At 62.8% G+C, this 19,462-nt stretch carries 17 protein-coding genes and 1 pseudogene; 10 read left to right on the top strand and 8 right to left on the bottom strand.

What is annotated here, in order from left to right; all coding sequences use genetic code 11:
• The first annotated feature begins 94 nt into the window (after positions 1-94).
• The 4 genes from RQP55_RS01870 (at position 95) to cysK (ending at position 4,858) form a co-directional block, all read left to right on the top strand.
• Positions 95-436: a PilZ domain-containing protein gene (locus RQP55_RS01870; RefSeq protein WP_315608476.1), complete on the top strand. Its 342-nt coding sequence runs from the start codon at positions 95-97 to the stop codon at positions 434-436.
• A 76-nt stretch (positions 437-512) separates the two neighbouring features.
• Positions 513-2,612 carry a TonB-dependent receptor gene (locus RQP55_RS01865; protein ID WP_315608475.1) on the top strand — a complete coding sequence of 700 codons (2,100 nt, stop codon included), beginning with the start codon at positions 513-515 and terminating at the stop codon, positions 2,610-2,612.
• A 55-nt stretch (positions 2,613-2,667) separates the two neighbouring features.
• The gene (locus tag RQP55_RS01860) at positions 2,668-3,951 is read left to right on the top strand and encodes an MFS transporter (RefSeq protein ID WP_315608474.1); all 1,284 of its coding nucleotides are present in this window, start codon (positions 2,668-2,670) and stop codon (positions 3,949-3,951) included.
• On the top strand, positions 3,941-4,858 hold the full coding sequence (gene cysK, locus RQP55_RS01855; protein WP_315608473.1) for a cysteine synthase A: 918 nt from the start codon (positions 3,941-3,943) through the stop codon (positions 4,856-4,858). Before RQP55_RS01860 ends, cysK begins: the two co-directional genes overlap by 11 nt.
• A 12-nt stretch (positions 4,859-4,870) precedes the next feature.
• Here the strand turns inward: cysK and RQP55_RS01850 are convergent, their stop codons facing one another.
• From RQP55_RS01850 to RQP55_RS01830, 5 genes and pseudogenes are all read right to left on the bottom strand, one after another.
• Positions 4,871-6,673 (bottom strand): acyl-CoA dehydrogenase C-terminal domain-containing protein, encoded by a 1,803-nt coding sequence (locus tag RQP55_RS01850; RefSeq protein WP_315608472.1) that lies wholly within the window; start codon positions 6,671-6,673, stop codon positions 4,871-4,873.
• Positions 6,674-6,697: 24 nt separating this feature from the next.
• Entirely contained in the window at positions 6,698-7,144 is a 447-nt protein-coding gene (locus RQP55_RS01845; RefSeq protein ID WP_315608471.1) for a MerR family DNA-binding transcriptional regulator, read from the bottom strand.
• Between the two features lie 33 nt (positions 7,145-7,177).
• Entirely contained in the window at positions 7,178-7,549 is a 372-nt protein-coding gene (gene hisI, locus RQP55_RS01840; protein ID WP_315608623.1) for a phosphoribosyl-AMP cyclohydrolase, read from the bottom strand.
• Positions 7,550-7,816: 267 nt separating this feature from the next.
• Complete coding sequence (locus tag RQP55_RS01835) at positions 7,817-8,284, bottom strand: ComF family protein (protein ID WP_315608622.1); 468 nt, start codon at positions 8,282-8,284, stop codon at positions 7,817-7,819.
• A 78-nt stretch (positions 8,285-8,362) separates the two neighbouring features.
• Positions 8,363-8,557, bottom strand: a pseudogene (locus tag RQP55_RS01830) (double zinc ribbon domain-containing protein); the annotation flags it as partial.
• A gap of 53 nt (positions 8,558-8,610) precedes the next feature.
• Between RQP55_RS01830 and RQP55_RS01825 the strand changes: the two are divergent.
• Positions 8,611-9,369 carry a methyltransferase domain-containing protein gene (locus RQP55_RS01825; RefSeq protein WP_315608470.1) on the top strand — a complete coding sequence of 253 codons (759 nt, stop codon included), beginning with the start codon at positions 8,611-8,613 and terminating at the stop codon, positions 9,367-9,369.
• Here the strand turns inward: RQP55_RS01825 and ppdK are convergent.
• From ppdK to RQP55_RS01810, 3 genes are read right to left on the bottom strand one after another with little or no spacing between them, the layout of a single operon-like run.
• Positions 9,361-12,033 carry a pyruvate, phosphate dikinase gene (gene ppdK, locus RQP55_RS01820; protein WP_315608469.1) on the bottom strand — a complete coding sequence of 891 codons (2,673 nt, stop codon included), beginning with the start codon at positions 12,031-12,033 and terminating at the stop codon, positions 9,361-9,363. The two genes, RQP55_RS01825 and ppdK, sit on opposite strands and share 9 nt — an antisense overlap.
• A gap of 52 nt (positions 12,034-12,085) precedes the next feature.
• Positions 12,086-14,080, bottom strand: a complete 1,995-nt coding sequence (gene glyS, locus RQP55_RS01815; RefSeq protein WP_315608468.1) for a glycine--tRNA ligase subunit beta — start codon at positions 14,078-14,080, stop codon at positions 12,086-12,088.
• Positions 14,077-14,979 (bottom strand): glycine--tRNA ligase subunit alpha, encoded by a 903-nt coding sequence (locus RQP55_RS01810; RefSeq protein ID WP_315608467.1) that lies wholly within the window; start codon positions 14,977-14,979, stop codon positions 14,077-14,079. Before RQP55_RS01810 ends, glyS begins: the two co-directional genes overlap by 4 nt.
• A 109-nt stretch (positions 14,980-15,088) precedes the next feature.
• Between RQP55_RS01810 and RQP55_RS01805 the strand changes: the two genes are divergently transcribed.
• The 5 genes from RQP55_RS01805 to ychF all read left to right on the top strand — a co-directional run bounded on the left by RQP55_RS01805 (position 15,089) and on the right by ychF (position 19,449).
• Positions 15,089-15,997, top strand: coding sequence for a TraB/GumN family protein (locus RQP55_RS01805; protein ID WP_315608466.1), 909 nt, complete (start codon positions 15,089-15,091; stop codon positions 15,995-15,997).
• Complete coding sequence (locus RQP55_RS01800) at positions 15,987-16,853, top strand: TraB/GumN family protein (RefSeq protein WP_315608465.1); 867 nt, start codon at positions 15,987-15,989, stop codon at positions 16,851-16,853. Before RQP55_RS01805 ends, RQP55_RS01800 begins: the two co-directional genes overlap by 11 nt.
• Positions 16,854-16,961: 108 nt before the next feature.
• Complete coding sequence (locus RQP55_RS01795; protein ID WP_315608464.1) at positions 16,962-17,576, top strand: 50S ribosomal protein L25/general stress protein Ctc; 615 nt, start codon at positions 16,962-16,964, stop codon at positions 17,574-17,576.
• Positions 17,577-17,678: 102 nt separating this feature from the next.
• On the top strand, positions 17,679-18,248 hold the full coding sequence (pth, locus tag RQP55_RS01790; RefSeq protein WP_315608463.1) for an aminoacyl-tRNA hydrolase: 570 nt from the start codon (positions 17,679-17,681) through the stop codon (positions 18,246-18,248).
• 100 nt (positions 18,249-18,348) lie between these two features.
• Entirely contained in the window at positions 18,349-19,449 is a 1,101-nt protein-coding gene (gene ychF, locus RQP55_RS01785; protein ID WP_315608462.1) for a redox-regulated ATPase YchF, read from the top strand.
• Positions 19,450-19,462 lie beyond the last annotated feature (13 nt).

Raw genomic sequence — 19,462 nt, 5'->3', positions numbered from 1 at the left:
TGCTTAAGAGGAAATAAGCGCCTCAAGTTTACGCTTTCTTTGTCCATTTTCGCGAGAATGCGGGCCTACCAACCTTCATGGAGGCGGACTGGGCATGGGATCGGGAGCGCAATTGACAGTAACCGATCTGCGCCAGGCAACCCGGCACCCTGTGGAATACAGGGTGACGGGCGAACACCGTCGGCTTGGAGACGTCGATCTCAAGATCATCAATATCTCAGCCCACGGGTTCATGACCGAAGGCGATTGCACCCTGCAACGCGGTGAACGGATTGTTATCCGCCTGCCGCAATTGGGGCAGATTGAAGCGCACATGATCTGGATGACCAACGGTCGAGCCGGCTTCCAGTTTGAGCGCATCATCCGGCTTGAAGACTTTATGAAGCTGGTTGACGCGCTCCAGCCCAATCCACGGCTTCGCCCCCTACGTCGGTGACAAGCTGTTGCCAGCAATCGACGAAGCACACGTTTCCGGCTTGATATAGTATAACATAGCGCGTAAATCGCGCACCATGTTGAAACATACCCTTAGCCTTGCCGCACTGGCCATCACCCTTGCTCCCCACACCGCATTCGCTGGCGAGGAACACGGGACCGGACCCCACGACGATGCCCATTCCGATGACCAGGGGATCGTGGTGGTTGGTCACCCGCCGGTCGATTTCAATCTGCTCAACAGCACCAGCACCATCGAGGGCGACACGCTTGATGTCAGCCTGCGCGGACAATTGGGCGAGACGCTTGCCAGCCTCCCCGGCGTTTCGGCCACCTCGTTTACACCCGGCGCCTCGCGACCCGTGCTCCGTGGCTTTGATGGTGACCGAATCCGCGTTCTGACCGACGGGATTGGCGCGATTGACGCCTCCAGCGTCTCGGCTGACCATGCTGTGGTCTTCGATGCCCTGACGGTCGATCACATCGACGTGCTCCACGGCCCCGCAGTGCTGTTGTTCGGTGGCCAGGCAATCGGCGGAGCCGTCAATGCACTCGATAAGCGCATACCACGCGCGGTTCCCGATGGCGTCAGCCTTGATGTGCTGGGATCCTATGGCTCGGCAGCGAATGAGCGCGCGATGTCCAGCGCCGCGCAGTTCCGGCTTGGCGATCGCTGGGCCGCCAGTGTCGACGCGGCCTGGCGCAAGAGCGACGATCTTGAAGTACCCGGCTTCGTCAATTCGCCCAGTCTGCGTTCGGATCTCTTGACCGAGGCAGCCGAATACCGCGCCCAGGGTGATGCTGCCGAAGCCGACGAATTTACCGAACTTGCCAACCTGACCGGCAAGGTGCCCAACACGGCCACCCGCAGCACCACCTTTGGCGCGGGCCTGGCCTTTATCGATGCCGGTGGGAACCTGGGCATATCGGTGCAGCGTCAGGACATGCGCTATGGCCTACCGTCACGCCCGGGTGCGGGCCATCACGATGGCGGCGACCATGGCGAAGCCCCGGTCTCGATCGACCTTGGCCAGACCCGCGTCGACCTGCGCGGCGCCGTTGAGCTTGGCGACGGGCTGTTCGACTCGATCCAGGTGCGGGGCGCCTTTGGCGACTATCAGCATATTGAATTCGAAGGCGACGAGGTTGGCACGACCTTCACGGGACGCGGCGTTGAGGCCCGCGCCGACCTTGTCCAGAACGGCAACGGCGGCTGGCGTGGACGCAGCGGAGTGCAATACTTCACCCGCAACCTCTCGATCGTCGGCGCCGAAGCTTTCGCTCCGTCGAATGACGTCGCCCGATTTGGCGTGTTCACGCTGCAATCGATCCGCCTTGGCCAGATCGAGCTTGAAGGCGCAGGTCGCTATGAGCGCGCCACTGTTCGCGCAAATGCGGTAGGCTTCCAGCGCACCTATGACCTGTGGAGCGGTTCGACCGGGGCGACATGGCGCTTCGCCCCCGGCTGGAAGCTGGGTGCCAGCTACATTCGCGGCGCGCGCGCTCCTGCGCCCGAAGAGCTGCTCTCTGATGGCCTTCACGTCGCAACGCAGTCATACGAACTCGGCAATTCGACCTTCCGCCCAGAGACCAGCAATGGCGGCGAGGTCTTCGTGCGATACGATGGCGGTAAGACCAGCCTCTCCGTTACAGGCTACCTGACCGATTTCGACAGCTTCATCGCCGCCTTGCCCAACGGCACTGAGAACGATGGTTTCCCAGTGTTCGAATATCGTCAGGGCGGTGCTCGTTTCCAGGGGTTCGAGGCATCGGCCAGCGCCAAGCTCCTCGACTGGACCAATGGTGGCCTGACGATCGATGCCCAAGCGGATTACACCCATGCCGAACTTAAGGATGTCGGCCCGGTGCCGCGCATTCCGCCATTGCGGCTACGCGGCGGGGCCGGGCTTGAGTTTGGCCCATTACACCTGCGTGGAGAGGTGGAATGGAACGACAAGCAAGACCGGGTTGGCAGTTTCGAAACCCCAGTTGCCAGCTTTACGCTCGTCAATCTCTCTGCCGTCTGGCACGCCATGGGGGATGAGGGTCCGTTGACCCTCAGCCTGTCGGGCAACAACCTGTTCAACGTGTCCGCCCGCCGCGCCGCCTCGTTCACCCGCGATTTCGTGCCGCTCGCCGGCCGCGACATCCGGTTGAGCGCGAAGCTTTCCTTCTGAGGAAAGAAGCACGTCCCCGCTTGGCAAGCGTCTTTGGCGCTGCCATGCCGCGGGCGTGAGTATTCCGACCCATCCGCTGCAGATCCGCGACTATCGCCTGGTCTGGCTTGCGCGGTTCGCATCGGTTGCTGCCACGACTGCGATGGTCGTGGTCGTGGCAGCGCAAACCTATCAGATTGCGCGAACCGACTATGGTTACGATACCAAACAGGCGGCCTTCCTGATCGGCACGCTGGGGCTGGCCCAGTTCATTCCATTCCTGCTGCTGACTCCCATTGCCGGACTGGTGGCCGATCGCATGGATCGGCGCTTCGTCGGTGCAGCATCGATGCTGCTCGATCTGATTGTGGCAATCGGCCTGATTGCGGCCAACACGCTTGGCCTGGTCAGCCTGCCGCTGCTGTTTGTCATGGCCTCACTGCACGGGGCCGCGCGCGTATTCATCGGGCCGGCCATCAGTTCTATCGTGCCCAATGTCGTACCCGCAGAGCTCCTGCCAAAGGCTGTCGCGACCGGCTCAATCGCCTGGCAGAGTGCCTCGGTACTTGGCCCGGCGCTGGGGGGCTTCCTGCTCGCGCGCGGTGATGCCCAGCCCTATGTCTGGTCGGCCGTACTCCTGACGATCGCCATTACCGGCCTGCTGTTGATCAAGCCCCTGCCGATCAAACCGAAAAGCGCCGAGCCACCGCTGCGCCAGATGGCCGAAGGCGCCCGCTTTGTCTGGCGTGAACGGTTCCTGCTGGGTTGCGTCTCGCTCGATCTGTTCGCCGTGCTACTGGGCGGGGCCACCGCCATGTTGCCAGCCTTTGCCTATGACGTGCTCCATGTCGGCGATGAAGGCCTTGGCCTGCTGCGCGCGGCGCCGGCGCTGGGCGCCGCCTTGGTGGCGCTGTTCCTGGCGTTCTTCCCGCTCTCGCGCAATGTCGGCCCGAAGATGCTGTGGGCCGTGGCCATATTTGGGCTGGCAACGTTGGCCTTTGGTCTGTCCAAGAGCTTCCCCTTCTCGCTTGCCATGCTGGCGCTGCTCGGCGGGGCTGATCAGGTTTCGGTTTTCGTGCGCGGCACGCTGGTCCAGCTCAACACGCCGGATGACATGCGCGGCCGGGTCTCCTCGATCTCGGGCCTTGCGATCTCCGCGTCCAACGAACTGGGCGAAATGCAGTCCGGCCTGGCTGCCGGGCTGTTTGGCGCGGTCTGGGCCGTTACCCTGGGCGGCGTTGGCGCGATTGTGGTCACAGTGGCCTGGGCCATGCTATTCCCCGAACTGCGCCGCGCAAAGACCTTTGCCCCGCAGTACCGTCATGTTCCCCAAAAGAAGGATCCGCACCATGAAGGCTGATTCCGTCCTCGCCACGATCGGCAACACCCCGCACATCCGCTTGGCGCGCATGTTCCCCAACCATGAAGTTTGGGTAAAGTCTGAGCGCACCAATCCTGGCGGCTCGATCAAGGACCGCATTGGCCTGGCCATGATCGAAGCTGCCGAGGCTGATGGCAGCCTGAAGCCGGGTGGCACGATCATTGAGCCGACCAGTGGCAATACCGGGATTGGCCTCGCCATGGCCGCCGCGGTCAAGGGCTACAAGCTCGTCCTGGTCATGCCGGAATCGATGTCAGTCGAACGCCGCCGTCTGATGCTGGCATATGGCGCCACCTTTGACCTGACCCCGCGCGAAAAGGGCATGAAGGGCGCAATCGAACGGGCGCACGAACTGGTCGCCACCACCGCCGGGGCGTGGATGCCGCAGCAATTCGAAAACGCCGCCAATATCGCGGTTCACGTTCGCACCACGGCGCAGGAAATCCTGGCTGACTTTGCCGACACCCCCATCGATGCGTTGATCACCGGGGTCGGCACCGGCGGCCACCTGACCGGCTGTGCCGAAGCGCTCAAGGCCAAGTGGCCCGCGATGAAGGCCTGGGCGGTGGAGCCAACGCTGTCACCGGTCATTTCGGGTGGACAGCCCTCGCCCCACCCGATCCAGGGCATTGGCGCGGGCTTTATCCCGGCGAACCTGCACACCCAGGCCATCGACGGCGCGATCCAGGTCGATCCCGCCGACGCCAAGGAAATGGCCCGCCGCTGCGCCCGCGAGGAAGGGATGCTGGTGGGTATCAGTTCGGGCGCAACTCTCGCCGCGATTGCCCAGAAGCTGCCAGATCTGCCCGCCGGGTCGCGCGTGCTCGGCTTCAACTATGATACCGGTGAGCGCTACCTTTCGGTCCCGGACTTCCTGCCCGAGTAACCGGCCTAGAGGTCACGCGGTAGCAAAAGCCTCGACCGGCAGGGCCATGACCGCCTCGCTGCCCGCCTCGATCTTGCGGCGCAGCGCGGCGGCATCGGGGCAGAACCGCTCACCATAATAGCGTGCGGTGGTCAGCTTGGCTTCGTAGAACGCCTTGTCCCCCGCACCGCCGGCCAGAGCCGAAAGCGCTGCTTCACCCATCCGCAGCCATTGCGCGCCCAAGGCGACGATGCCCATGATGTGCATGTAATGGTGCGCACCGGCACCGACCTGGTTGGGGTTGGTCATGCCATTGGCCATGAACCACATGGTCGCGGCCTTCAGCTCGCCATTGGCAGCTTCAACCGCAGCCGCAAGGCTGGCCAGCTCCGGCTTGCCCTTGGCCGCTGCACAATCGGCATCGACCAGCGCAAAGAAAGCCTGGACCGCGCGCCCGCCGTTCTGAGCCAGCTTGCGGCCAACCAGATCCATCGCCTGAACGCCGTTGGCACCTTCATAGATCATGGCAATGCGGGCATCGCGCACGAACTGGCTCATGCCCCATTCCTCGATGTAGCCGTGGCCGCCGAAGACCTGCTGCATGTTGGTGGCCACGTCATAGCCCTTGTCGGTGCCATAGCCCTTGATCACCGGGGTCAGCAGGCTGATCAGATCATCCGCCGTCTGGCGCTCTTCCTCGCTCGCAGCCTTGTGGCTTAGGTCAACCTGAAGCGCACCCCACAGGCAGAGCGAGCGCATGCCTTCAGTGAATGCCTTAGCATCCATCAGCATCCGCCGCACATCGGGATGGACAAACAGGGTGTCGGCCTTCTCGGCCGGTTCAGCAGCACCCGTCAGCGCGCGGCCCTGACGGCGATCGCCGGCGTACTTTACCGCGTTCTGGTAAGCCACTTCAGCCTGGGCCAGGCCCTGGATCCCCACGCCAAGCCGGGCCGCATTCATCATGATGAACATGGCAGCCAGGCCCTTGTTCTCCTCACCCACCAGGTAACCGGTCGCGCCGTCGTAGTTCATCACACAGGTGGCATTGCCGTGAATGCCCATCTTGTGCTCGATCGAACCACACGAAACCGCGTTGCGCGCACCCAGGGTTCCATCATCATCGACCAGCACCTTGGGCACGATGAACAGCGAAATGCCCTTGGTCGAGTCCGGGGCATCAGGCAGCTTGGCCAGGACCAGGTGAATGATGTTCTCTGCCAGATCGTGCTCGCCCGAAGAGATGAAGATCTTGGTGCCGGTGATCGCATAGCTGCCATCGGCCTGCGGCACAGCGCGGGTGCGGATCAGGCCCAGGTCGGTGCCGCACTGCGGCTCGGTCAGATTCATCGTGCCAAGCCACTCGCAGGTGACCATCTTTGGCACGTACTTGGCCTTCTGCTCAGGCGAGCCCTTGGCGAGAATGGCTGAGATCGCCCCGGCAGTCAGGCCCGGATACATCGAGAAAGCCTGATTGGCGGAAGACATGAACTCTTCCATCATCATGCCCAGCACGTGCGGCAGCCCCTGCCCACCAAACTCTTCCGGCACCGACAGGGTTGACCAACCGGCCTCGCGGAACTGGGCAAAGGCTGGCTTGTAAACCGCCGGCACCGTGACCGACCCGTCAGCATGGCGTGTGCAGCCTTCCTGGTCACCGGCCAGGTTGATCGGGGCGAGAACTTCGCCGCAGAACTTGCCGGCTTCCTCAACCACGGCCTCAACCATGTCCGTTGTCGCACCGCCAAAGCCGGGCAGCGCTGCATAGTTCTGGATACGCAGAACCTCGTTGATCAGGAAACGGGCGTCGCGCGTGGGAGCCTTGTAAACCGGCATGAGATCCTCGTTTGGATTGGTCGATCAGCCGCGGGGGGCGCGATCGATGTTTTCGACAAGCGTGATGAAGTCAGTCAGTTCCTTGATCGCCGCATCAATGTCCGCACGTTGCTGCTGCATGCGATCAACTTGCTGCTTGCAGCGGGCCACCGTTACGCGGCGCTGCTCGACCCGGCCATCGCCAAGGTCGTAAAGGTCGATCATTTCCTTGATCTCGGTCAGGCTGAAGCCGACATTCTTGGCGCGCATGATCCAGGCCAGGCGGGCCCGATCGCGCTTTGAATAGATCCGGCTCAACCCCTGCCGCGCGGGAGCAATCAGCCCTTCATCTTCGTAGAACCGAAGTGCGCGGGCGGTAAGCCCAAATTCCGCCGTCAGATCCGAGATGGTAAAACTTTCCCGAGCAAGCGCATCGGGGCGCTCAAGGTGCGCACCATCGTGGGCGGGAGGTAAGGAAACCGGCGAGTCCATCGAGGCCTCCTCTAGGTTCCCTTTACGTAAGCGTCAATTGTCGATCCGGATCAGGCGATCCCCGTCCAGTTTACGATAAAAGCAACTGACGGCCCCAGTGTGGCACGCCGGCCCCGCCGGGCGAACCAACATGACCAGCGCATCCTGATCGCAATCGACGCGGATCTCCTCAACCTTCAGCACATGGCCAGAGCTTTCACCCTTCATCCACAGCCGCCCGCGCGAGCGCGAGTGAAAATGGGCCAGGCCGGTCTCACGGGTTTTCGCCAAGGCCTCGGCATCCATATGCGCCAGCATCAGGATTTCGCGGCTTTCTGCATCGACTGCAACCGCAGTCATCAGGCCTGTTGCGTCAAAGCGAGGCTGGAACGTTGTGCCCTGCTCGCGGTCATCGGTCTCGGTCATGGTCGCTTCTTGTTGCACGATAACCACATGTGTCGACCAAAAAGTGCACGGCAATGGCTTGAAGCTTCCCTGCACCCGCAACTTCGGGGAAACAGGCGCTGCGGATAAGCAAGCGGCCAAGGTTCAGGGACCGGGCCGGCTCCCCACGATGGAGCCACCGCATGAGGGATTGGCGAGGCAGTCAAAGGGGGACTGCCTTATCGCGCAAGCGGCGCCAGACAGTTTCGTCACGAGGACGCCCGGGGCCATGCTCCGGGCGTTTTCTTTTCAGACCACGTCCAGCGCCTCGTCGAGCACACGGGCAAAGCAACCAACCACAACCCTGCCTGCACCGGCCCGTTTGAGCGCTTTGACGCAGGCATCGCTGGTTGAACCACTGGTAAGCACGTCATCCACCAGAAGGACCGACTTACCGTGCAAAGACCCGGCCTGCCTGGGATTGACCGTTATGGCGCCGCTCAGCGCCCGCATCCGGGCCGCGCGCCCCATGCCGCCCAGCATCGGTGTCGGCTTGCTTCGCACCAGTCCATCGACAAGCAGCGTAGCCCCCGTTGCCTTAGCCAACTCGCGCCCCAGCAAGGCCGACTGGTTGAATCCACGCCGCCAGAGCCGCCAGCGGTGGAGCGGGACCGGAACAATCACCCAATCCGCCTTCACCATGCTAAGCCTCTGCGCAATCAGCCGGGCGAGCAGCGGTGCAAGCGCGATCTTGCGCCCGTGCTTGAACCCAAGCACCAGGCGTCGCGAACCTTCGGTATAAAGGGTTGCCGCAGCAATCCCATCGTGCAGTGGTGGGTTCGCCAGGCATGGCGCGCAAACCGCCCCGTCGGGTGTGCCCTCGGCAAATGGGCGCTGGCAAAGGGCGCAACACGGGTCCCCCGGGATGGCCAGGTCCGACCAACAATCACTGCAAAGACCGCCCTGCCCCGCCAAGGCCGCTCCGCACAGCGGACAGCGCGGCGGGAACACCAGATCGACAAGCGGGGCAAGAGCGGCTGGAACCTGCATCAGCGGCAGACTATCGCTTGCACCTGCGCCGCGCGCAAGGCAGTGGCGGGACCGTGACTGGCCAGACCCCTCCCCAGATCTTCGCACCGCAGCGGCGATTGGCCGTTCGGCGGCGCGCGCTGGCGCTTCAGGCCAGGCCAGGTGCGGCCGATTACCTGATGGCCGATATGGCCGAGGACCTGATCGAACGGCTTGGCTTCCTGCGCCACGAACCCAAGCGCGCCCTGTTGATCGGCATGGTTCCAGATGGTCTGGTGGCACAGCTCCGCGCCCAGGGGGCAAATGTTACTCTGGCTGAACCTGCCAGCGGATTTGCCGAAGAGGAACCGTTCCCGGAAAGCGGGTTCGACCTGATCGCCAGCCTCGGCACGCTCGACACCGTGAACGACCTACCCGGCGCTTTGATCCATATCCGCAATGCCCTGGCCCCGGGAGGGCTGGCAATTGCCAGCTTTGTCGGCGCCGGCAGCCTGCCGGCGCTGCGCGCCGCCATGTTGGAGGCAGATGGTGATCGCCCAGCTCCGCGGATGCACCCGGCGGTTGACGTCCGCGCTGGCGGACAATTGCTCCAACGCGCCGGCTGGGCCGATCCGGTAATCGACAGCCGTCCGCTCGACGTGCGTTTTCGCCACCTCTCGAGCCTGATCGATGATCTTCGCAGCCAGGCCCTGACCAATGTGCTGAACCACCCCGGACCGCCCCTTGGTAAGCGGCAGTTTTCAACTGTAGAAGAGCAGTTTGGCCGTGGTATCGTAGAACGATTCGAGATCGTTACGCTGAGCGGGTGGCGCCCTTCGACAAGCTCAGGATGAACGGTTAAGCGCTGCCTGGGCCGCTGCCAACCGCGCGATCGGCACCCGGTATGGCGAAGCGCTGACGTAATCGAGCCCCACAGCTTCGCAAAAGACGATCGAAGCCGGATCACCGCCGTGCTCTCCGCAGATCCCCAACTTTAGGTCAACCCGGGTCTGGCGCCCGCGCTCCGCAGCAAGTTCGACCAGTTGGCCAACACCCTCGACATCAAGGCTGACGAAGGGATCACGAGGATAGATCCCCTGCTCGACGTACGGCGTCAGAAAGCGCGCCGCATCATCCCTCGAAACGCCAAGAGTTGTTTGCGTCAGATCATTGGTTCCAAATGAAAAGAACCTTGCCTCCTCGGCAATTTCCCCCGCCATCAAGGCAGCACGCGGTAGTTCGATCATGGTTCCGACCAGATAATCCACCCGGCGCCCCTGCTCGGCAAACACGGCCTCGGCCGTGCGCTCGACCAACGCCTTCAAGATCGCCAGTTCCTTGCGGGTGGCAACCAACGGGATCATCACTTCAGGCACCGGCGCCTCGCCGCTTTCCGCAGCGACTGCACAGGCCGCCTCGAAGATCGCCCGCGCCTGCATTTCGTAGATCTCGGGGAACGTAATCCCCAAGCGGCAGCCGCGGTGCCCCAGCATCGGGTTGAACTCGTGCAGCTCGCCGGCCCGGCGCTTGAGCGTTTCAACACCGATGCCAATTGCTTCGGACAGCTCGACAAAATCCGCCTCGCTGTGCGGCAGGAATTCATGGAGCGGCGGATCGAGCAGCCGGATGGTGACCGGAAGCCCGGCCATGACCGCAAAAATTGCCTGAAAATCGGCACGTTGCTCGGGCAACAGCTTGGTCAGCGCGGCACGGCGGCCGACTTCATCCTCGGCCAGGATCATCTGGCGCACGGCAGAGATGCGGCTCGCTTCAAAGAACATGTGCTCGGTGCGGCACAGGCCGATGCCCTCAGCCCCAAACTGGCGCGCCATACGGCAGTCATCGGGTGTCTCCGCATTGGTGCGAACCCGCATCCGCCGGTGCTGGTCGGCCCAGGCCATCAGCGTCCCGAAATCGCCAACCAGTTCGGGCTCGATCGTCGCCACCTTGCCGGCCATGACTTCGCCGGTGGTGCCATCAAGCGTGATGACATCACCCTCTTTCAATTCGCGCGCACCGACCTTGATCGTGCGGCTGGCCAGATCGATCGAGACGGCCGATGCACCGGACACACAGGGCCGCCCCATCCCGCGGGCAACCACTGCCGCGTGCGACGTCATGCCACCTCGCGCGGTCAGAATACCCTTGGCGGCGTGCATGCCGTGAATATCCTCAGGGCTGGTTTCAACCCGGACCAGAATCACCGCTTCACCCATGCCAGCGCGCTTTTCTGCGGCATCGGCATCGAGAACGATCGCACCCGAGGCGGCGCCTGGGCTGGCCGGAAGCCCCCGGGCCAGCACATCGCGTGGAGCCGACGGATCGAGCGTGGGGTGCAGCAGCTGGTCAAGCGCCATTGGATCGACGCGTCCGATCGCTGTCGCTTCATCGATCAGCCCTTCGCTGACCATATCTACCGCCATTTTGAGCGCAGCCTTGGCAGTGCGCTTGCCCGAACGGGTCTGAAGCATCCAAAGCTTTCCGCGTTCGACGGTAAACTCGATATCCTGCATGTCGCGGTAGTGCTTCTCAAGCAGTTCGAACACGCCAGCTAGCTCGGCATAGGCATTAGGCATGGCCTCTTCCATGCTCAGCGGCTTGGCTCCGGCCCGTTCCCGCGCAGCCTTGGTCAAATACTGCGGGGTACGAATGCCTGCGACAACGTCCTCACCCTGGGCATTGACCAGCCATTCACCGTAATAGGCCCTCTCACCCGTCGCGGGATCGCGGGTGAAGGCAACGCCAGTTGCACTGGTATCACCCATGTTGCCGAAGACCATCGCCTGGACGTTGACTGCGGTACCCCAGTCACCCGGAATGTCGTTCAGGCGGCGATAGACCTTGGCCCGATCGGAATCCCAGCTATCGAACACCGCGCGGATCGCGCCCCACAGCTGCTCATGCGGATCCTGCGGGAAGGAGCAACCCAGCTCACTTTGCACGATAGCCTTGTACTCGCTTACCAGAACCTGCCAGTGCGAAGCCTCCATATCAACATCAGCATGGAAGCCGTTGTCTTCCTTGGCAATTTCAAGCGCATCTTCGAAGAGGTGGTGATCGATCCCAAGCACCACATCTGAATACATCTGAATAAAGCGCCGGTAGGAATCCCAGGCAAAACGGGGATCACCCGATGATGCCGAAAGCCCCTCTACCGTCGCATCATTGAGGCCCAGGTTAAGCACCGTGTCCATCATTCCGGGCATAGAGACCCGCGCGCCCGAGCGGACTGAAACCAGCAACGGATCGGCCGGATCGCCAAACCTTTTGCCTGCCGCCGCTTCGATATGCCCAAGCGCAGTTTGCACGTCGGCCTTCAGGCTGGCTGAAAAGTCACCGCCTTCTGCCAAGTAGCGAACGCATTCCTCGGTCGTGATGGTGAACCCTGGCGGCACCGGCAGGCCAATTCCAGCCATCTCGGCCAGGTTGGCGCCTTTTCCGCCGACTACAGTCTTGTCCTTCGCCCGGGGATCACTGTGGCAAACGCCGCCGCCGAACGCGAATACGTATGTAGTCATGGAAAACCGCCATTGCTGAAACCGGCGATTCGCTTGCCGGTGTGCGGTGTCCCTAGCCCTCGATCTTTCCGAAGTCAGCCACTTTGTGCACTGCAGCACGGAAAGCCGCAAGCAAGCCTAACCGCGCCGCGCGCTTGGCCGGATCGGCATCGTTGACCGTCACAGACTCGAAGAAGGCGTCGATTGGCGCACGCAGCGTGGCCAGCGCAGCCATCGCGCCGGCAAAATCCTCGACCGCGATTGCAGCATCGGCCTGCGGCCCCGCCGCATGCAACGCCGCCGACAGCGCCGCTTCAGCCGGTTCAGGGGCCGAATTGGTCACACCGGCTTCGAACTCTTCCTTCTTCAGGATATTGGCGGCGCGCTTGTAGCCGGCGAGGAGGTTGGCGCCATCCTCGGTCCCGACAAAGGCTTGAAGCGCATGGACGCGGGCCAGCAGGCGGACAAGATCATCCTCGCCGCCGAGGGCGAAAACCGCATCGATCAGGTCGTGGCGCACGCCGGCTTCACGCTGCTGGACCTTGAGGCGATCAGCGAAGAAAGCCAAAACATCACCCTCAGCCACGCCAAAGCGCAACGCATTGACGGTCACGATCTGAATAATGCCCAGCGCAGCACGGCGCAGCGCGAAGGGATCCTTTGAGCCAGTCGGCTTCTCATCAATCCCGAAGAAGCTGCGGATGGTGTCCAGCTTGTCTGCCAACGCCACCGCAACCGTCACCGGCGCGGTCGGCACGTCATCGCCCTGCCCGACCGGCTTGTAGTGATCGCGGATCGCGTCAGAAACGGCATCACCCAATCCTTCGGCACGGGCATAGTAACCACCCATCAGGCCCTGAAGCTCGGGGAATTCGCCAACCATTTCGGTGACGAGATCGGCCTTGCACAGGCGCGCTGCCAGTTCGGCCTCATCGGCGCTGGCGCCCTTGATTACGCCCTCCTCCACCAGCCAACGCGCCAGCTTGGCGACCCGCTCAACCTTGTCGGCTACGGTGCCCAGCTTTTCGTGGAAGGTGATCCGCTCAAGCTTTTTCGCCTGATCCGACAGCGCGGTCTTGCGATCCTGCTGCCAGAAGAACCGCGCGTCTGACAGGCGCGCGGCCAGCACCTTGCGATTACCGGCGACAATCGCCGCGCCGCCATCGGCAGCGGCAATGTTGGCGGTGCAGACGAAAGCATTGGCCAGCTTGCCGGCCGCATCCTCGCAAACGAAATACTTCTGGTTGGTCCGCGCGGTCAGCTGGATCACTTCGGGCGGCACTTCGAGGAACTGTTCGTCAAACCGGCCGAGTAGCGGCACGGGCCATTCAGTCAGCCCGGCGTTCTCGATAACCAGGCCTTCGTCCTCGACCAGCTTGAGGCCCGCCGCAGCGGCAGCCTCGCTCGCCTTGGCGCGGATCGCATCCTGGCGCTCGACATGGTCGACGATGACATGGGCAGCGCGCAACTTGGCGGCGTAATCATCAACACCATCGATGCTGATTTCGCCGCTGGAATGGAAGCGGTGGCCCTTGGTCAGGCGTCCGGCCTTGATCCCGCCGACTTCGCAATCGACCACCTGCCCATCGAACAGTGCGACAATGGCCGAAAGCGGCCGCACCCAGCGCAGGCTTTCGGTGGAGATCGAGGGAGCGCCCCAGCGCTGTGACTTGGGCCAGGGGAAAGCGCGGATGATCGCCGGTATCGCTTCAGCCAGAACTTCAGCCGTGGCGCGTCCCGATTTTTCCGTGATCGCAAAGAGCACGCCATCGCGCTCAACCAGCTGGTCTTCGGTCAGCCCGGTCTTGCGCAGGAAACCTTCCAGCGCCTGCGGCGGGGCACCAACGCGCGGCCCCTTCACTTCTTCCGAGACCGCTGCCGTCGCTTCTGGCAGACCACGCGCGATCAGCGCCAGGCGACGCGGGGTTGACCAGACGGCGACTTCGCCTGCGGTAACGCCGGCCGCTTCCATTTCCTTGCGGAACAGCTTTTCCAGATCGGCGCGCGCACCGGCCTGCATCCGCGCCGGGATTTCTTCGGAGCGCAGCTCAAGCAGGAATTCGCTCATACCGTCCACCCCGGATACTTGGCTTCCCATTCGGCCTTGTTCTTTTCGATCCACGCCTGGCACGATCCCTTGGCAAGATCGCGGACCCGGCCAATGTAGCTGGCGCGTTCCTGGACCGAGATCACGCCGCGTGCCTGCAGCAGGTTGAACAGGTGGCTGGCCTCGATCGCCTGATCATAGGCGGCCAGCGGCACTTGCGCCGCGATGCAGCGCTGGCACTCCGCCTCGGCGTGCTGGAAGCCCTTGAACAGCTGTTCGGTGTCCGCCACTTCGAAGTTGTACTTCGAATGCTCCTGCTCGTTCTTCAGGAACACGTCGCCATAGGAAACGCCTTCGGCATTGAAGGCCAGGTCATAAACGTTGTCGACGCCCTGGATGTACATGGCGAGCCGCTCAAGCCCGTAGGTCAACTCACCTGCAACCGGCTTGCAGTCAAACCCGCCAACCTGCTGGAAATAGGTGAACTGGGTTACTTCCATCCCGTCGCACCAGACTTCCCAGCCCAAACCCCAGGCGCCCAGCGTCGGACTTTCCCAGTCATCCTCAACAAAGCGGATATCGTGCGCCAGCGGATCAACGCCAATTTCGGCCAGCGATTGCAGGTAAAGCTCCTGCAGATTTTCCGGGTTCGGCTTCAGGATCACCTGGTACTGGTAATAGTGCTGCAGGCGGTTAGGGTTCTCACCATAGCGGCCGTCAGTCGGGCGGCGGCTCGGCTGCACATAGGCAGCCTTCCACGGCTCTGGCCCCAAGGCGCGGAGCGTGGTCGCAGGGTGGAAGGTGCCGGCGCCCATGCGCATGTCATAGGGCTGCAGGATCAGGCAGCCCTGCGCGCTCCAGAACGCATGGAGCCGCAGGATCATCTCCTGGAACGAGAGCGGGCGGGTATTGTCCGTCATGGTCGAGGCCTTTGGCGGATGGGCGGTTTCTGGTCAACCGGAGAGCGGCAAGGTTGCGTCAACTGCGATCATTCATCGACGGGCATGAAAGCTGCGCTATAGCTGTGCCATGTTTGCGCGCCTGATTGCCCCTGTCGCCCTGTTGCTCGGCACTGTCGCCAGCGCCCAGCAATCGCTGCCCACGCCGCAGCCGGTGGTGGCAGAGCCGGTGCCGGCTGATGTCCACCCGGCAATGTGGAAGGTCAGCGATGCCGATACCACGATTTACCTCTTCGGTACGATCCACTTGCTCCCCAAAGGGCTCGACTGGTTCCGCGGCCCCGTCGCACAGGCTTTTCGCGGAGCGGGTGAACTGGTGACAGAAATTCCCGAGGTTGATCCTGCCGACAGCCAGGCCGTGCTGCTGAAGCGCGGAATTTTGCCGGCCAACCAGAGCCTGCGCGATCAGATGTCACCAGCCGAGCGTGCCAGGTTTGAGCAGACCCTTGCTGGGTTTGGCCTGCCGCCCGCAGCCTTTGACCGCTTCAAGCCTTGGTATGCTGCTGTCGTACTCACCACCTTGCCGTTGAATCGCGGTGGCTATTCACTGGCTAATGGGGTGGAAACAGAACTTGCTGCCCGTAATCAGGCGTTGGGCCGCCCACGGATCGGGCTGGAAACGCTCGATTACCAACTGGCGCTGTTCGATGGCTTCCCGGCGAAAGTCCAGCGCCGCTATCTGTTCGAGGTTATCACTGCGCTCCCCGGTATCGATAAGGATGTTGGCGAGATGGTCGAAGCCTGGCGGACCGGCGACGCCGCCAAGCTGGCCACGCTGATGAATGCCGAAGAAGACGATCCCGCCATGGTTGAGGCACTGCTGGTCAGGCGCAACAAGGCCTGGGCGCAATGGATCAGGGCGCGCCTTGATCAGCCTGGCACCGCATTCATCGCGGTGGGCGCAGGGCATCTTGGTGGCAAGGGGTCGGTCCAGGATCAACTCAAGGCATTGGGGGTCAAGTCGGCTCGTGTTCAGTAGGTTGGCCGCAGCGCTGTTGGCGCTGCTGCTGGCGGCCTGCCAGCAAATTGAGAATGCCCGCCCCGCCTTGTGGCAGGTCGATGGCCCGAACGGCGAGCGCGCTTGGCTGCTCGGCACGATCCATGCCCTGCCGATGCCAATCAGCCTGGATAGCCCTGCCTTTGACCGCGCCATAACCCAAGCCAGCGGCCTTGTGGTTGAAGTCGCTGCGCTTGAAGATGACAAACGCACCGCGTTGATCTTTCATAAGTTGTCGGCGGTTTCCTCTGCCCAGCCTATTGAGGATCGGGCGAACCCGGCAGACCGCCCCCCCCTGGCAAAGCTGCTGGCTGACGCCAAGATTCCACCCGATCGCTTAAGCCAGATGGAAACCTGGGCTGCCGCCTTGGCGCTGGGCCAGGCGATCTCGGCCCGCAGCGGCGATGACAGCGGCAATGGAGCCGATCGGCTCGTCCTGAAGGCAATGCGCGGCAAGCCGCTGACTGAGTTTGAAGGCGCCGAGCGTCAGCTGGCGATTTTTGACGCCCTGCCCGAAACTGAACAGCGCGACCTGCTTTCCGCGGTGATCCGCTCTGCACAGAATGCCCCTGCGGATGGCCTGCGCCTGCAACAGGCCTGGCTCAGCGGCGATATTGCCGCGCTTGAGTCGCTCGACCACCAGGGGCTGCTGGCCGATCCAGAATTGCGCGAAGCACTGCTGGTACGCCGCAATTCGGCGTGGATCGCGCAGCTCTTGCCGATGCTTCAGCGCGGCGAGCAGCCTCTCGTCGCGGTTGGCGCATTGCACTTGGTCGGGAAAGATGGGCTGGTTGCCCAGCTTCAGGCAAAGGGATTCAAGGTTTCCCGCCAGCAATAGCCTTGCATTTCCTGCCCATTGCCGCTAACGGCCCGCGCTTCCCGTCATGGTCATCCCTGGAGGCGTGACGGAGAAGAACTGTAATCCAGAGTTTTGAAAGGCAATGCAATGAGCGATACGCTGCACCTGCCGGCCGAGACGCGCGAACGGGCTGGCAAGGGAGCCTCCCGTGATCTGCGTCGTAATGGCCGCGTCCCCGCCGTCGTCTATGGTGGCAATGAAGAGCCCCTGGCGATCCACGTCGAAGAAAAGCTGCTGGTCAAGCAGCTTGGCACCGGCCACTTCTTCAATTCGATCGTTGAAGTCGAAGTCGGCGGCAAGACCGTGCGCACGCTCCCCAAGGACGTTGCCTTCCACCCCGTCACCGATCGTCCGATCCACGCGGATTTCCTGCGCGTTTCGAAGGACCACAAGGTTCACGTGAACGTGCCGGTGCACTTCGCCAACGAGGATGCGTCGCCGGGCCTGAAGCGCGGCGGCGTGCTCAACATCGTGCTGCACGATCTTGACGTCGTCTGCTCGCCCGACAACATCCCTGACGAAGTCGTGATCGACGTTACCGGCCTCGAAGTTGGCGCCTCGATCCACATTCACGACATCAAGCTGCCCGCCGGTGTCACCGCTGCCCACGCCGATCGCGACGACACCGTTGCCACGATCGTCGCGCCTTCGGGCCTGCGCAGCGAAGAAGGCGACAACAGCAAGACCGAAGCCGGCGAATAAGCCCTTCAGGTTGACCGGGGCGGCCCTGCTGCCCCATCAGAAGCCGGACCGCAGCGATGCGGTCCGGTTTTCTTTTGACCATACCAGTTTGGGAGAACACGCGTGCAGCTTTGGGTCGGCCTTGGCAATCCGGGTCCGCAATATGCCCTGCACCGGCACAATGTCGGCTTCATGGCGATCGATGCGATCGGCGAGGTGCATGACTTCGGACCCGAGACTAAGAAGTTCCAGGGCTGGCTGCGCGAAGGCCGGATCGGCGGGCAAAAGGTGCTGCTCTTGAAGCCGGCAACCTTCATGAATGAGAGCGGTCGCGCGGTCAGCGAGGCGCTGCGCTTTTACAAGCTGGGTGTCGATGCGCTGACAGTGTTCCATGACGAGCTCGACCTTGCGCCGTTCAAGGTCAAGGTTCGGCAGGGCGGCGGCCTCGCCGGCCACAACGGTTTGCGGTCGATCGACCGGCACTTGGGCCCGGAATTCCGCCGCGTGCGGATTGGCATCGGCCATCCCGGCCACAAGGACCGGGTGACCGGCCATGTCCTTGGAAATTATGCCAAGGCAGAAATGGACGATCTGGCCGACATGCTGGGTGCGATCGCCGCCGAGGCCGATTGGTTGGCGAAGGGTGAGGATACCCGCTTCATGAGCGACCTGGCCCTGCGACTGCAGGACTGAGCCATCGGCAAAGCGCGACGCGGGCCAGAATTACCAGAGCCCGCTAGCCAAACCGGCCCGCGGCCGCTAGTGCGCCCCGACCCCGAGTTTGGAGTGCGAGATGGGATTTCGTTGCGGTATCGTTGGCCTGCCTAATGTCGGCAAGTCCACCCTGTTCAATGCGCTAACCGAGACGCAGGCCGCGCAGGCTGCGAATTATCCGTTCTGCACGATCGAGCCCAACGTCGGCAATGTCGGCGTGCCCGATCCCCGCCTTGATAAGCTGGCCGCGATCGCCGGCAGCCAGAAGATCATCCCGACCCAGCTCGGCTTTGTTGATATCGCCGGGCTGGTGCGCGGCGCCAGCAAGGGTGAAGGCCTGGGCAACCAGTTCCTGGGCAATATCCGTGAAGTGGATGCCATCGTCCACGTGCTGCGCTGCTTTGAAAACGATGACATCCAGCATGTCGACAACCGCGTCGACCCGGTGTCCGATGCCGATACGGTTGAAACCGAACTGATGCTGGCGGATCTGGAAAGCCTGGAAAAGCGGGTCCCTGCCGCCCAGAAAAAGGCCACCGGTGGAGACAAGGAAGCCAAACTGCTCGCCTCGGTCCTGACCCCGGCGCTGGAACTGCTGCGCGATGGCAAACCCGCCCGCCTTGCCCGCCCTGAGGGCGAGGAAGAGCTGCGCCTCTTCAACCAGGCCCAGCTGCTTACTGCCAAGCCGGTACTTTATGTCTGCAATGTCGAGGAAGAGAGCGCCGCCACCGGCAACGCCTTCTCCGCGGCCGTGTTTGAAAAGGCCAAGGCCGAAGGCGCCAATGCCGTAATCGTTTCAGCCGCGATTGAAAGCGAGCTGATTGGCATGGAGCCGGACGAACGGATGGTCTTCCTCGAAGAGCTTGGCCTGCACGAAACCGGTCTCGCCCGTGTGATCCGCTCGGGCTATGACCTGCTGCACCTGATCACTTTCTTTACCGTCGGCCCCAAGGAAGCCCGCGCCTGGACCGTTCACCGCGGGGCCAAGGCGCCGGAAGCTGCGGGCGAGATCCACTCCGACATGCAGCGCGGCTTCATCCGTGCCGAAACCATCGCCTTTGACGATTTCATCGGCCTGGGTGGTGAAACGGCGTGCAAGGATGCCGGCAAGCTGCGCCAGGAAGGCAAGGAATATGTGGTGCAGGACGGTGACGTGATGCACTTCAAGTTCAACGTCTGAGGCAGCCATGGCA

It is taken from the genome of Novosphingobium sp. APW14, assembly GCF_032337075.1.
Taxonomy (GTDB): Bacteria; Pseudomonadota; Alphaproteobacteria; order Sphingomonadales; family Sphingomonadaceae; genus Novosphingobium.
Note: the sequence above shows the minus strand (reverse complement) of the source record. Positions and strands in the feature narration are given on the sequence as shown.

Bases quoted from the DNA above. Each gene is read 5' to 3' on its own strand.
- RQP55_RS01850 (WP_315608472.1), bottom strand. From the start codon at position 6,673: ATGCCGGTTTACAAGGCTCCCACGCGCGACGCCCGTTTCCTGATCAAC.
- RQP55_RS01795 (WP_315608464.1), top strand. From the start codon at position 16,962: ATGAGCGATACGCTGCACCTGCCGGCCGAGACGCGCGAACGGGCTGGC.
- RQP55_RS01845 (WP_315608471.1), bottom strand. From the start codon at position 7,144: ATGGACTCGCCGGTTTCCTTACCTCCCGCCCACGATGGTGCGCACCTT.
- RQP55_RS01805 (WP_315608466.1), top strand. From the start codon at position 15,089: ATGTTTGCGCGCCTGATTGCCCCTGTCGCCCTGTTGCTCGGCACTGTC.
- glyS (WP_315608468.1), bottom strand. From the start codon at position 14,080: ATGAGCGAATTCCTGCTTGAGCTGCGCTCCGAAGAAATCCCGGCGCGG.
- ychF (WP_315608462.1), top strand. From the start codon at position 18,349: ATGGGATTTCGTTGCGGTATCGTTGGCCTGCCTAATGTCGGCAAGTCC.
- RQP55_RS01810 (WP_315608467.1), bottom strand. From the start codon at position 14,979: ATGACGGACAATACCCGCCCGCTCTCGTTCCAGGAGATGATCCTGCGG.
- cysK (WP_315608473.1), top strand. From the start codon at position 3,941: ATGAAGGCTGATTCCGTCCTCGCCACGATCGGCAACACCCCGCACATC.
- ppdK (WP_315608469.1), bottom strand. From the start codon at position 12,033: ATGACTACATACGTATTCGCGTTCGGCGGCGGCGTTTGCCACAGTGAT.
- RQP55_RS01865 (WP_315608475.1), top strand. From the start codon at position 513: ATGTTGAAACATACCCTTAGCCTTGCCGCACTGGCCATCACCCTTGCT.
- hisI (WP_315608623.1), bottom strand. From the start codon at position 7,549: ATGACCGAGACCGATGACCGCGAGCAGGGCACAACGTTCCAGCCTCGC.
- RQP55_RS01870 (WP_315608476.1), top strand. From the start codon at position 95: ATGGGATCGGGAGCGCAATTGACAGTAACCGATCTGCGCCAGGCAACC.